The 13,181-nt window shown below is 61.3% G+C and carries 14 protein-coding genes; 12 read left to right on the top strand and 2 right to left on the bottom strand.

Annotation, left to right across the window (positions count from 1 at the left end):
- The first annotated feature begins 9 nt into the window (after positions 1-9).
- The 3 genes from ACM6I6_RS16910 (at position 10) to ACM6I6_RS16900 (ending at position 1,794) form a co-directional block, all read left to right on the top strand.
- On the top strand, positions 10-399 hold the full coding sequence (locus ACM6I6_RS16910) for a carboxymuconolactone decarboxylase family protein (protein WP_008059553.1): 390 nt from the start codon (positions 10-12) through the stop codon (positions 397-399).
- A gap of 76 nt (positions 400-475) precedes the next feature.
- Complete coding sequence (locus tag ACM6I6_RS16905) at positions 476-1,228, top strand: GntR family transcriptional regulator (protein WP_046817510.1); 753 nt, start codon at positions 476-478, stop codon at positions 1,226-1,228.
- A 2-nt stretch (positions 1,229-1,230) separates the two neighbouring features.
- Positions 1,231-1,794 (top strand): NUDIX hydrolase, encoded by a 564-nt coding sequence (locus ACM6I6_RS16900; protein WP_274077873.1) that lies wholly within the window; start codon positions 1,231-1,233, stop codon positions 1,792-1,794.
- A gap of 129 nt (positions 1,795-1,923) precedes the next feature.
- On the opposite strand, the gene ACM6I6_RS16895 is transcribed toward ACM6I6_RS16900, so the two are convergent.
- Positions 1,924-2,220: a DUF1330 domain-containing protein gene (locus ACM6I6_RS16895; RefSeq protein ID WP_323629157.1), complete on the bottom strand. Its 297-nt coding sequence runs from the start codon at positions 2,218-2,220 to the stop codon at positions 1,924-1,926.
- Between the two features lie 71 nt (positions 2,221-2,291).
- Between ACM6I6_RS16895 and ribBA the strand changes: the two genes are divergently transcribed.
- The 5 genes from ribBA to ACM6I6_RS16870 all read left to right on the top strand — a co-directional run bounded on the left by ribBA (position 2,292) and on the right by ACM6I6_RS16870 (position 7,734).
- Entirely contained in the window at positions 2,292-3,401 is a 1,110-nt protein-coding gene (ribBA, locus tag ACM6I6_RS16890) for a bifunctional 3,4-dihydroxy-2-butanone-4-phosphate synthase/GTP cyclohydrolase II (RefSeq protein WP_414920283.1), read from the top strand.
- A 392-nt stretch (positions 3,402-3,793) separates the two neighbouring features.
- The gene (locus ACM6I6_RS16885) at positions 3,794-4,819 is read left to right on the top strand and encodes an ABC transporter substrate-binding protein (protein ID WP_414920282.1); all 1,026 of its coding nucleotides are present in this window, start codon (positions 3,794-3,796) and stop codon (positions 4,817-4,819) included.
- A complete protein-coding gene (locus tag ACM6I6_RS16880) occupies positions 4,816-5,748 on the top strand; it encodes an ABC transporter permease (protein ID WP_323607483.1) in 933 nt (310 codons plus the stop codon). Before ACM6I6_RS16885 ends, ACM6I6_RS16880 begins: the two co-directional genes overlap by 4 nt.
- Positions 5,749-5,754: 6 nt before the next feature.
- A complete protein-coding gene (locus tag ACM6I6_RS16875; RefSeq protein WP_007976227.1) occupies positions 5,755-6,564 on the top strand; it encodes an ABC transporter permease in 810 nt (269 codons plus the stop codon).
- Between the two features lie 15 nt (positions 6,565-6,579).
- The gene (locus ACM6I6_RS16870) at positions 6,580-7,734 is read left to right on the top strand and encodes an ABC transporter ATP-binding protein (protein WP_414920281.1); all 1,155 of its coding nucleotides are present in this window, start codon (positions 6,580-6,582) and stop codon (positions 7,732-7,734) included.
- Positions 7,735-8,661: 927 nt separating this feature from the next.
- Here the strand turns inward: ACM6I6_RS16870 and ACM6I6_RS16865 are convergent.
- Positions 8,662-10,068: a purine-cytosine permease family protein gene (locus ACM6I6_RS16865; RefSeq protein WP_323629164.1), complete on the bottom strand. Its 1,407-nt coding sequence runs from the start codon at positions 10,066-10,068 to the stop codon at positions 8,662-8,664.
- A gap of 323 nt (positions 10,069-10,391) precedes the next feature.
- Between ACM6I6_RS16865 and ACM6I6_RS16860 the strand changes: the two genes are divergently transcribed.
- The 4 genes from ACM6I6_RS16860 (at position 10,392) to ACM6I6_RS16845 (ending at position 13,181) form a co-directional block, all read left to right on the top strand.
- Complete coding sequence (locus ACM6I6_RS16860) at positions 10,392-10,877, top strand: flavin reductase family protein (protein ID WP_274077866.1); 486 nt, start codon at positions 10,392-10,394, stop codon at positions 10,875-10,877.
- Between the two features lie 154 nt (positions 10,878-11,031).
- Positions 11,032-12,075 (top strand): LLM class flavin-dependent oxidoreductase, encoded by a 1,044-nt coding sequence (locus ACM6I6_RS16855; RefSeq protein WP_274077865.1) that lies wholly within the window; start codon positions 11,032-11,034, stop codon positions 12,073-12,075.
- A 166-nt stretch (positions 12,076-12,241) separates the two neighbouring features.
- The gene (locus tag ACM6I6_RS16850) at positions 12,242-12,394 is read left to right on the top strand and encodes a hypothetical protein (RefSeq protein ID WP_162837834.1); all 153 of its coding nucleotides are present in this window, start codon (positions 12,242-12,244) and stop codon (positions 12,392-12,394) included.
- 109 nt (positions 12,395-12,503) lie between these two features.
- Positions 12,504-13,181, top strand: coding sequence for an isochorismatase family cysteine hydrolase (locus ACM6I6_RS16845; RefSeq protein WP_414920280.1), 678 nt, complete (start codon positions 12,504-12,506; stop codon positions 13,179-13,181).

The raw sequence follows: 13,181 nt of genomic DNA, 5'->3' as shown, positions 1-13,181 counted from the left end.
ATCATCGAAATGAGCAACGAAAAATACGAAAAAGGCCTCAAGATACGTACCCAGGTGCTGGGCGAAGCCTATGTGAATCGCTCCATCGAGAACGCCGACGACTTCACCCGTCCCCTGCAGGAGATGGTCACCGAGTACTGCTGGGGCCACGTCTGGGGCCGCGAGGGTTTGTCGCTCAAGGAGCGCAGCATGATCAACCTGGCGATGATCTCGGCCCTCAACCGCCCGCACGAACTCAAGCTGCATGTGCGCGGCGCCTTGCGTAACGGCCTGAGTCGTGAGCAAATACGCGAAATTCTGCTTCAGGTCGGCATATATTGCGGTGTTCCCGCTGCCGTCGACAGTTTCCGGCTCGCCCGGGAAGCATTCGCCGAAGCCGATGCCGAGGCCTCAAGTTAACCCCTCGGCTGTTTGAACTGAACGAGCACGGACGGTGCCCGTTTTGCATGGACAGCCACATTCTAGAGCGGACCCCATGAAACGCCTGCCACTCGACGACAGCTTCAAGGTCAATCGCAACCCCGTTACCCTGCGCGAAATCGTGCTGGATAAACTGCGAAGCGCCATCATGAACTTCCAGCTCCTGCCGGGAGATCGACTGGTCGAACGCGATCTGTGCGATCGCCTGGGCGTGAGCCGCACCTCGGTGCGCGAAGCCTTGCGTCACCTGGAATCCGAAGGCCTGGTGGAGTTCGCCGACGCCAAGGGCCCGCGGGTGGCGATCATCACCCTGGCCGATGCCGTCGATATCTATGAGCTGCGTTGCGTACTCGAGGGCCTGATCGTCCAGCTGTTCACCCTGCGGGCCAAGGCCAAGGACATCAAGGCCCTGGAAAAGGCCCTGGAAGAAAACCGCCAGGCCTTGAAGGAAGGCGAGCTGCAGCAGGTCATCGACTCCGTCCAGGGCTTCTACGACGTACTGCTCGAAGGCTCCGGCAACCATGTCGCCGCGACCCAGTTGCGTCAGTTGCAGGCGCGCATCAGCTATCTGCGGGCGACTTCGGTGTCCCAGCAGAACCGTCGCGGCGCCAGCAACCAGGAAATGGAACGCATGGTCGAGGCGATCAAGAGCGGTGATCCCCTGGCCGCTCACCAGGCGTGCGTCGACCACGTGCGCGCCGCCGCCACCGTCGCCCTTGATTACCTCAAGCGCAAGCAGGAAGAGACCGGGGCGATCCCCGAGATCACCCAGCCCATCGCACTCAAAGAACCTCGCATAGGTCGTTGATCATGTTCAGCCCGAGCTATTGTCCAAAGTGCGGCAGCAATGACCTCAAGTCACAACTGCCCCCGGGCGATACGCACGAGCGCCTGATGTGCCGCGTCTGCGGCTATATCCACTACGTTAATCCGAAAATCATCGCCGGCTGCATCATCGAACAGGACGGCAAGTACCTGCTGTGCCAACGCGCCATCCCCCCGCGCCCCGGCACCTGGACCTTGCCGGCGGGCTTCATGGAAGGTGGCGAAACCACCGAGCAGGCGGCGCTGCGCGAAGTCTGGGAAGAGAGCGGCGTGCGCGCGGAGATCCTCTCGCCCTACTCGATCTTCAGCGTGCCTACAATCTGCGAGGTGTACATCATCTTCCGCGCCATCGCGCTGGAGATCACCGGGCAATACGGGCCGGAAACCCTCGACTACAAATTCTTCGCGCCTGAGGACATTCCCTGGGACAGCATCTATTACCCGGCGATCCGGCAGATCCTCGAACGTTATATCGAGGAGCGCCAGGCCGGGGTCTACGGGATCTATATCGGTAACGACGACACCGGCAAGATCCATTTCATCCGCTAGCGAAAACCTCCGATATTCCGCCATCCCTTGTAGGAGCTGGCTTGCCGGCGAAGGCGTCCTTGAGTATTGCGCAGGCCTCGCGGACGCCTTCGCTGGCAAGCCAGCTCCTACAGGGTGATGTGGTGTTTGTCAGAGCGGTGCCACGCCCTCGACAATGATCACCTCGGCCCGCGCCACGCCTTCGCGGTGCCCTTTCGCCTCCTGATACAGCTCGGATCGATAACAGGCCAACGCCTGCTCGTACGAGTCAAACTCGATCACCACGCTGCGTTGCGGCGTCGGCCGACCTTCCATCGCTTCGCTGCGTCCGCCGCGCGCCAATATCCGACCCCCGTATTCGGCAAACGCCTTCGGGGCCCGCTGGGTGTATTGGCTGTATTGATCGGGGTCGGTGATATCCACGTGAGCAATCCAGTACGCCTTCATAGTGACCTCTGTGGTTGTTGTGTATTATGGTATACCACAATATGTCTCCATCAAACACCGAGAATCCTTACATGGCCTTCAACAGCATCGAAGAAATCATCGAAGACTACCGCCAGGGCAAGATGGTGCTCCTGGTGGACGACGAGGACCGGGAAAACGAAGGCGACCTGTTGCTGGCCGCCGACCGTTGCAGCGCCGAAGCCATCAGCTTCATGGCCCGTGAAGCGCGCGGCCTGATCTGCCTGACCCTGACCGACGAGCATTGCCAGCGCCTGGGCCTGGAGCAGATGGTGCCGAGCAATGGCAGCGTGTTCAGCACCGCGTTCACTGTGTCGATCGAAGCGGCGGTTGGCGTCACCACCGGCATCTCCGCTGCCGACCGCGCACGCACCGTGGCCGCCGCCGTCGCCGAGGGCGCGAGTGCCACCGATATTGTGCAGCCCGGGCACATCTTCCCGCTGCGCGCGCGGGAAGGCGGCGTACTGACCCGCGCCGGTCATACCGAGGCCGGTTGCGACCTGGCTCGCCTGGCCGGCTTCACCCCCGCCTCGGTGATCGTCGAAGTGATGAACGATGACGGCACCATGGCTCGCCGCCCGGACCTGGAAGTGTTCGCGCGCAAGCACGGGATCAAGATCGGCACCATCGCCGACCTGATCCACTATCGTTTAAGTACCGAGCATACGGTGGTGCGCATCGGCGAGCGCGAGCTGCCGACGGTGCATGGCACCTTTCGTCTGATCACCTTTGAGGATCGCATCGAAGGCGGTGTCCACATGGCAATGGTCATGGGTGATCTGCGCCGCGATGAAGCGACGCTGGTGCGCGTGCACGTAATCGACCCGTTGCGCGATCTGGTGGGCGCCGAGTACAGCGGGCCTTCCAACTGGACGTTATGGGCCGCATTGCAGCGCGTGGCGCAGGAAGGTCGCGGCGTGGTGGTGGTGCTGGCCAACCACGAATCCTCGCAAGCGTTGCTGGAGCGAGTGCCGCAACTGACCCAGGCGCCGCGGCAATTCAGCCGTTCGCAGTCACGGATCTATTCGGAAGTCGGTACCGGGGCACAGATCCTGCAGAACCTTGGCGTCGGCAAGCTGCGGCATCTTGGGCCGCCGTTGAAATATGCAGGGCTGACCGGGTATGACCTGGAAGTGGTGGAGAGCATCCCGCTCATTGAATGAATGATGCCCCCCTGTAGGAGCTGGCTTGTCGGGTCGCCGCATCGCAGCGATGATCGTCAACGATAACCGGTGTTTTCTGGATAAACGCGGTGTATGTGAGTCCTTCGCTGGCAAGCCAGCTCCTACAGGGGGTGCGTCGTTCTACAGATTCGAGTTCTGCAATAAAAAAGCATTTTTGGCTGATAGCCGGTAAGGCAAAGTGCTTGCACAAAGTTTGGAATACCATAATATGATATTCCATAGACCGGGCGATTCAGCCAAGCGCACCCGACAGGGAAAGCACCCACAACAGCCCTTGGCCCGGTCGCCTTTCAAGGCCAGATGGACCTACTGCTCCCGATAGGCGGGCACTACCAAGCCCGCTCAAAAACACAACAAATGAGGGCGTGAAAATGGTGTTGAACAAACGTGCAACCGCAGTACTGTTCGCCGGCTTGCTGGCCACGGCCAGTCATGTGGTTATGGCGGCCGAAAGCGTCAACTTCGTCAGCTGGGGCGGTAGCACTCAGGATGCACAGAAGCAGGCCTGGGCCGATCCGTTCAGCAAGTCCACCGGTATCACCGTGGTCCAGGATGGCCCTACCGACTACGGCAAGCTCAAGGCCATGGTCGAAAGCGGCAACGTGCAGTGGGACGTGGTCGACGTCGAAGCCGACTTCGCCTTGCGCGCCGCCGCCGAAGGCCTGCTCGAACCCCTCGATTTCAAAGTCATCGATCGCGACAAGATCGACCCGCGCTTCGTTTCCGATCACGGCGTCGGCTCGTTCTTCTTCTCCTTCGTCCTCGGCTACAACGAAGGCAAGCTGGGTGCCAACAAACCCCAGGACTGGTCCTCGCTGTTCGATACCAAGACCTTCCCCGGCAAACGCGCCCTCTACAAATGGCCAAGCCCTGGCGTGCTCGAACTGGCGCTGCTGGCCGATGGCGTCGCCGCCGACAAGCTCTACCCGCTGGACCTGGACCGCGCCTTCAAGAAACTCGACACCATCAAGAAAGACATTGTCTGGTGGGGTGGCGGCGCGCAGTCGCAACAGCTGTTGGCCTCCGGTGAAGCGAGCATGGGCCAGTTCTGGAACGGTCGCATTCATGCCCTGCAGGAAGACGGTGCACCGGTCGGCGTGAGCTGGAAACAGAACCTGGTCATGGCCGACATCCTGGTCATTCCAAAGGGTTCGAAGAACAAGGACGCGGCGATGAAGTTCCTGGCCAATGCCAGCAGTGCCAAGGGCCAGGCCGACTTCTCCAACCTGACCGCCTACGCCCCGGTCAACGTCGACAGCGTGGCGCGCCTGGACTCGGAGCTGGCCCCGAACCTGCCGACGGCCTACGCCAAGGATCAAATCACTCTTGATTTCGCCTACTGGGCCAAGAACGGTCCTGCTATCGCGACACGGTGGAACGAATGGCTGGTCAAATGAAAATGACGGCAACTGCGTCCCGTCCATCCTCGCCCGTCGGGAGCGCCCTTGGCGCTGCCGGCAAGGCCGCTGCGATGACGCAAACCCCGACCCTGGCGCAACGCTGGCGCGGATCGAGCAACCTGATCCCCGCCCTGCTGTTCCTCGGCCTGTTCTTCCTGGCACCCCTGATCGGCCTGCTGCTGCGCGGCGTGCTGGAGCCTGTGCCTGGGCTGGGCAACTACGAGCAACTGTTCGCCAACTCGGCCTATGCCCGGGTCTTGCTCAACACCTTCTCGGTGGCCGGCCTGGTGACGCTGTTCAGCCTGCTGCTGGGTTTCCCGCTGGCCTGGGCGATCACCCTGGTGCCCCGCGGCTGGGGTCGCTGGATCCTCAACATCGTGCTGTTGTCGATGTGGACCAGCCTCCTCGCCCGCACCTATTCCTGGCTGGTGTTGCTGCAAGCCTCCGGGGTGATCAACAAGGCGCTGATGGCCATGGGCATCATCGATCAACCGCTGGAGATGGTGCATAACCTCACCGGCGTGGTGATCGGCATGAGCTACATCATGATCCCGTTCATCGTGCTGCCTCTGCAGGCGACCATGCAGGCCATCGACCCGATGATCCTGCAGGCCGGCTCGATCTGCGGCGCGAGTCCCTGGACCAACTTCTTCCGGGTGTTCCTGCCGCTGTGCCGGCCGGGGCTGTTCTCCGGCGGCTTGATGGTGTTCGTGATGTCCCTTGGTTACTACGTGACGCCAGCGTTGCTGGGCGGTGCGCAGAACATGATGCTGCCCGAGTTCATCATCCAGCAGGTGCAGTCGTTCCTCAATTGGGGCCTGGCGAGCGCCGGTGCCGCGTTGCTGATCGTGATCACGCTGGTGCTGTTCTACTTCTACCTGAAGCTTCAGCCGGAATCCCCGGTTGGCGCCAGCAACGCGAGGTAAGCCGTCATGCTCCTGACCCCCAATGCCATGAGCCGCCGGATGCGCTTTGGCCTGTATGCCACCACCGGGCTGATCGGTCTGTTCCTGTTGTTGCCGATCGTGTTCATCGTCCTGCTGTCGTTCGGCTCGTCGCAATGGCTGGTGTTCCCGCCACCGGGCTGGACGCTGAAATGGTACGGCCAGTTTTTCTCCAACGCCGACTGGATGAACGCGGCCATGGCCAGCCTCAAGGTCGCGGTATTGACCACGTTCTTCGCCGTGGCCCTGGGCCTGCCGACCGCCTTCGCCCTGGTGCGCGGGCGCTTCCCGGGCCGGGAAATGCTCTACGGCCTGTTCACCCTGCCAATGATCGTGCCGCTGGTGATCATTGCCGTGGCGGTGTACGCGCTGTTCCTAAAACTGGGCTACACCGGGACCATGTTCGCGTTCGTGGTCAGCCACGTGATCGTCGCGTTGCCGTTCACCATCATTTCGATCATCAACTCGCTGAAGCTGTTCGACCAGTCGATCGAAGATGCCGCGGTGATCTGCGGTGCCTCGCGCCTGCAGGCGGTGTTCAAGGTGACCTTCCCGGCGATCCGTCCGGGCATGGTGGCCGGCGCCCTCTTCGCCTTCCTCGTCTCATGGGATGAGGTGGTGCTGAGCGTGATGATGGCCAGCCCGACCCTGCAAACCCTTCCCGTGAAAATGTGGACCACCCTGCGCCAGGACCTGACGCCCGTGATCGCCGTCGCCTCGACGCTGCTGATCGGCCTCTCGGTACTGGTCATGGTGATCGCCGCCGCACTGCGCCGGCGTAACGAAATCAGCGCCTAAGCGCAGGAGTACGACATGAGTGCAGTGATCAAAGATTCCGCGCAGCAAAATGACAAGCCCCTGGTGAGCCTGCGCAACCTGAACAAATACTACGGCGACTTTGCCGCCGTGGACGACATCTCGCTGGACATCAAGGACGGTGAATTCCTCACCTTCCTCGGCTCCAGCGGCTCGGGCAAAAGTACCACCCTGTCGATGCTCGCCGGTTTTGAAACCCCGAGCAGCGGCGAGATCCTGGTCAATGGCCAGTCACTGGTGAACGTACCGCCGCACAAGCGTGACATCGGCATGGTGTTCCAGCGCTACTCGCTGTTCCCGCATCTTTCTGTGCGCGACAACATCGCCTTCCCGTTGGCGATCCGCAAACTGGCCACCGCCGAGCGTGAACGTCGGGTCGATGCCATGCTCAAGCTGGTGCAGCTCGAGCAATTCGCCCATCGCCGCCCTTCGCAACTCTCCGGCGGCCAGCAGCAACGTGTCGCCATCGCCCGGGCGCTGGTCTACGAACCACGCATCCTGCTGATGGACGAACCGCTGGGCGCACTGGACAAGAAACTGCGTGAAGACTTGCAGGACGAACTGCGCCAGCTGCATCGGCGCCTGGGCATCACCATCGTCTACGTGACCCACGACCAGGAAGAAGCCATGCGCCTGTCCCAGCGCATCGCCATCTTCAGCCACGGCAAGATCGTCGGCCTGGGCAGCGGTTATGACCTGTACCAGAACCCGCCGAACGCCTTTGTCGCCTCGTTCCTCGGCAACTCGAACTTCCTCAAGCTCAAGGCCCAGGGCAACGCGGTGGCTTCGTTCGAAGGGCAGCCGTTGTCGATCCGCCTGACGGCCGGGCTGCAAACCGATCAGGATGTACTGTTGATGGTGCGGCCGGAAAAGGCCTTGGCCCTGAGCATCGAGCAAGCCGCCCAGGAATCGCTGGCCGCGGGCTGGAATGAAGTGACGGCCAAGGTGGTGGAGGTGTTGTTCCTGGGTGAAAGCCAGACGTGCAGCGTGGTGACTTCGGGTGGTACGTCGATGACCGTCAAGGCGCTTTCTGCGGCGGGCATGCCGATGCAGGCGGGTGATCCGGTGCGGGTGCGTTGGGCGACTGCGGATGCTTGTGTTTATACCGAGTGGGCGGAGAGTGATTTGAACAAGGCTGCAGGGGCGCATTGATGCCTTGAGGTTCCTCTGGGCCGTTAATTGAGTATCACCCTCGGGTCGCCGCAACGTCGGGTTGCGGTGGCCCTTTTTTTTGGCGTACATATCCATTGCTGCAGTACCGCAAAACCTTGTGTGAGCCGGCCTGCCAGCGATGGCGTCCTGACAGCCACCCCATCTCTCGCGGTCGTACCCGATCTATTGTAGGAGCTGGCCTGCCGGCGATGGCGGCCTGACAGCCACCCCCATCTCTCGCGGCCGTACCCGATCTACTGTGGGAGCTGGCCTGCCGGCGATGGCGGCCTGACAGCCACCCCCATCTCTCGCGGCCGTACCCGATCTACTGTGGGAGCTGGCCTGCCGGCGATGGCGGCCTGACAGCCGACCTGATCTCAAGTGAACGCCCCTGTAGGAGCTGGCTTGTCGGTCGCCGTAGCGCAGCGATGGTCGTCAACGATGACGCGAGCTGTCTGTGGGACCGCGTATTTCGGACGTTTTTCGCGAGCAAGCTCGCTCCTACAGGTAGGAGGTGCGCCATAGGTGGCCGTTACCGCAGGAATGGATATGTACTCCAACACCAAACAATAGGTCGGCTGTCAGGCCGCCATCGCCGGCAGGCCAGCTCCCACAGTAGATCGGGTAGGGCCGCGAGAGATGGGTCGGTTGTGAGGCCGCCTTCGCTGGCAAGCCAGCTCCTACAGTAGATTGGGGACGGCCGTGAGAGATGGGTCGTCTGTCAGGACGCCTTCGCTGGCAAGCCAGCTCCTACAGTAGATTGGGGACGGCCGTGGGAGATGGGTCGGTTGTCAGGCCGCCATCGCCGGCAAGCCGGCTCCTACAGTAGATCGTGTATAGCCGCGATCAGGTAGCAATCCGGATATGTTTACGAGCAAAACAAAAATGCCCGGCCAAAAGCCGGGCATTCCAGACAAACAAAAACCATCAATCGGTATAACCCAACTTAGAAGCCCGACTCCGCTCAGCCCGCCCACGGGTAGCCAGGCAATAGTAGAGCGGACAAGTCACCACCAATCCCACCAGCCACGACAAGTCCGCACCCTCGACCAGATTGGCATAAGGCCCGACATACAACGACGTATTGGCAAACGGCAGCTGCACAACAATCCCGATGAAATACGCGACGATCGCATGCAGATTGTAGCGCCCATAAATCCCGCCATCCGCACGGAAGATCGAGGTTATGTCATAGGACCCGCGCTTGATCACATAGAAGTCGATCAGGTTGATCGAAGCCCAGGGCACCAGCACCAGCAGCAACGCCAGGATCAGCCCGATGAACTGCGAGATGAAGTCCGCCGAAGCGCCCAGCGCCACCACACAGCAGCCCACCAGCACCACGGTCGACAACACCACACGCACCTTGATGCTCGGCGTCCACTGACTGGCGAAGGTCTGGATCGAGGTGATGATCGACAGCACTGCGCCATACAGATTCAAGGCGTTGTGGCTGATGATGTTGAGCAGGAACAGCACCATCAGGATCGGCCCCAGCCAGCCGGTGGATTGCTTCACCGCAGCCATTGCTTCGGTGCCTTCCGGGGTCGCCAGTACAGCCACCGCGCCGAAGGTGAAGGACAGGATCGTGCCCAGGGTTGCCCCCAGGTAGGTGGCCCAGAACGGCTTGGCGATGCCGATGTCGGCCGGCAGGTAGCGCGAGTAGTCCGACACGTAGGGCGAAAAGCTGATCTGCCAGATGATCCCCAGGGACACCGTGGCCAACCAGCCGGACAAGTTGAAACCGCCGCGGGTGAAAAAGTCCGCCGGCAGGTCATGGGCGAAGATGTAGAGGAAGCCGGCGAGCAAGGCGCTGCCCATGACCCAGGTGCCGATGCGGTTGAGTGAGTGGATGAAGCGGTAACCGATCACACCGATCGCCGTGGCGCTCAGAGCGCCGATCAGGATGCTCGCCGGCACTGGCACCGACGGTGCGATGCCGACAATCGACTTGCCCGCCAGGACGATGTTGGAGATGAAGAAACCGACGTAGATCAGTGCGGCGAAGAACACGATCAGCAAAGCGCCATAGCGCCCAAACTGACCCCGGCTCTGGACCATTTGCGGAATGCCCATGCGCGGCCCCTGGGCCGATGCCAGGGCAATCACCAGCCCGCCGACCATATGCCCGAGGGCAATCGCCAGCAAGCCCCAGAACAGGTCGAGGTGGAACACCTGGACCACCATGGCACCCGTCACGATGGGCAGCGGCGCAATGTTAGTGCTGAACCATAGAGTGAAAAGATCGCGGGCCTTCCCGTGGCGCTCTGCGAGTGGAACGTAATCGACCGTGTGATTCTCGATCAACGGGTCTTGCCGGGACATCTGGGACATATGCATGAACTCGAGTTTGTCTGTTCTTATCTTTGTATGAAGCCAAACCGGGGGGACTCTGTGGTCGCCCCTCAGATGCGCACCATATTATGGTATTCCAACATTTTCACAAGACTGATCCGGTCTTCGAATGCCCATCTGATCCGCCATCCTGCCCACCACTCAGCGTTCATGACCCGCTTGAAGCCCCGTAAACATTGAGGTTCCGACGACGACCCTACGTTTATCGGTTCACCGAAAAAGACCTTGCAAACGATGTATTACGGTATACCATCAGACCTACAAACTCATAAAAACCACGTTCCACTCCCGAGGACAGTCCAATGATCGATGCCGCCATCTACAAACAAGTCATGGGCTCGTTCCCGTCCGGCGTCTGCGTGATCACCACACTCGATGACGACGGCCAGATCGTCGGCCTGACCGCCAGCGCCTTCAGCTCGCTGTCGATGGACCCGGCCCTGGTGTTGTTCTGCCCCAACTACAGCTCCGACTCCTACCCTGTCCTGATCAGGAACAAGCGCTTTGCCATTCACGTACTGTCCGGCGGCCAGCAGAGCGAAGCCTATGCCTTCGCCCGCAAGGGCAAGGACAAGGCGCAGGGCATCGAGTGGACGTTGAGCGAGCTGGGCAACCCGATCCTGGCCAACGCCACGGCGGTCATCGAATGCGAGTTGTGGCGCGAATATGAAGGGGGCGATCACGCGATCATGGTCGGCGCGGTGAAGAACCTGATCGTGCCCCGGCAGAACGCCGGGCCGCTGGTGTATTGCCACGGCAAGATGGGTGCCTTGCCCGTTCTGGCCTGACACTTACAGGCAAAAGATCACCGCCTGTGTAGGAGCTGCCGCAGGCTGCGATCTTCTGATCTTAAAATTGTTGCATCAATATCGTATTATGGTATACCAATAATCAACAGCCCCGCAGTCGACGGGTCGACCACAAGAGATTCGAGGTAGCGTCATGAAATTTTCCCTGTTCGTACACATGGAACGTTGGGACGAAAGCGTCAGCCACCGCCAGTTGTTCGAAGACTTGACCGAACTGACGCTGATGGCCGAGGCCGGTGGTTTCAGCACCGTATGGATCGGTGAACACCACGCCATGGAATACACCATTTCGCCAAGCCCGATGCCGCTGCTGGCCTACCTGGCCGGCAAGACCACCACCATTCACCTGGGCGCCGGCACCATCATCGCGCCGTTCTGGCACCCGATCCGGGTCGCCGGTGAATGCGCGCTGCTGGACGTCATCAGCAACGGGCGCATGGAAGTGGGCCTGGCCCGTGGCGCTTACCAGGTTGAATTCGACCGCATGGCCGGCGGCATGCCCGCCTCCTCTGGCGGCCAGGCATTGCGGGAAATGGTTCCGGTGGTGCGTGCCCTGTGGCAAGGCGACTACGCCCATGACGGCGACATCTGGAAATTCCCGACGTCCACCAGCGTGCCCAAGCCGATCCAGAAGCCGAACCCGCCGATGTGGATCGCCGCCCGTGACCCGGACTCGCACAACTTCGCCGTCGCCAATGGCTGCAACGTGATGGTCACGCCGCTGATGAAAGGCGACGAAGAAGTCCTCGACCTGAAGAACAAATTCCAGGCCGCCCTGGACAACAACCCGGACGTGCCGCGCCCGCAATTGATGGTGCTGCGTCATACCCACGTGCACTCGGCCGACAATCCCGAAGGCTGGAAAGTCGGGGCCAAGGCCATCGCCAGGTTCTACCGCACTTTCGATGCCTGGTTCGGCAACAAGGTAACCCCGGTCAACGGCTTCCTGGAGCCCAGCCCGGAAGAGAAATTCGCCGGCCGCCCGGAGTTCGAACTGGAGAGCCTGCACAAGACCGCCATGATCGGCACCCCGGAAGAAATCATCCCGCGCATCAAGTACTATCAGGAACTGGGCGTCGACGAGTTCAGTTTCTGGTGCGACAACAGCCTGCCGCACGCCGAGAAGAAAAAGTCCCTGGAGCTGTTTATCAAGCACGTGGTTCCGGCGTTCCGGTAGGAGCAAGCTTGCTCGCGTTGGACGCCAACGATAACGCGCGCCATCTGAATGACCGCGTTGTCCTGTGGGAGCGGGCTTGCTCGCGAAAGCGTCAGGTCCGTCGCCATCGATGTTGAATGAGCTGCCCTCTTCGCGAGCAAGCTCGCTCCTACAAGGGTCGATTCCCATGTCCAATGGTCGTCTCCAATCACTCGCCCTTCCCTCCAGCGCCGCGCGGGCTTACCTGCGCGGTGGCTGGACGTCTTCGCACCTGCATTTCAAGCGCCTGCGCGCCAGCGTTACCGCCAAGCAGAACGGCTTCTGGCAAATAGTTCACTGAGCCCACCCGAACAGGAATCCACGTAGCCGAACGTCAGGCGATAGCCTCGCGCTTGCGCTGCATTGTGCTTCGGGACGCTACCGCGTCCGGCCATGATCAGGTTTGCTCCATGAACAATAAAAACGCACTGTTGATCATCGACATGCAACAGGAGGACGGCTTCGTCCTCGAACACTTCGACTCGGTGGTGGCCAACACGGCCTTCCTTCTCGAAACCGCCCGCCAGCAGCGGGTCCCGATCCTCTATACCCGTCATGTCAATCCAGCCGATGGCAGCGACCTGCCGCCCGGCGAACCCCGCGCGCCCGACGGCGGCCCCAGCGGTTATCGCGCCGGCACCCGCCAGGTGGAGATCATCGAGAGCCTGGCCCCGCAGCCCGCTGAAACGGTGATCGATAAAGGCCGCTACAGCGCCTTCCACCGTACCGACCTGGATGCCCGGCTCAAGGCGCTGGACGTTCACACGCTGACCATCTGCGGCGTACTCACCGATGTCTGCGTGCTGACCACGGTGTTCGACGCCTTCGCCCTGGGTTACCACATTCGCCTGGTCAGCGACGCCTGCACCTCGACCACCCTCGCCGGCCACTACTCGGCCCTGTTGATCATGGCCAACTGGGTCTACTCCCTGGAAATCCTCACCCGCAGCGAATGCCAACGCGCCCTGGAAAACCGCGACTACCTGAGCCTCAATCCCGAGCACCCGGACCTGTTCGCCCACCAGCCCCATGAGCTGCCAGGCACCATCGCCCGTTTGCACGCCCACCTCGCCCGGACTCAGGAGTAA

The sequence above is a fragment of the Pseudomonas sp. IT-P218 genome, assembly GCF_949767605.1.
In the GTDB taxonomy this organism is placed as follows: Bacteria; Pseudomonadota; Gammaproteobacteria; order Pseudomonadales; family Pseudomonadaceae; genus Aquipseudomonas; species Aquipseudomonas putida_AE.
This window is presented reverse-complemented; position numbering and strand designations above follow the sequence as displayed.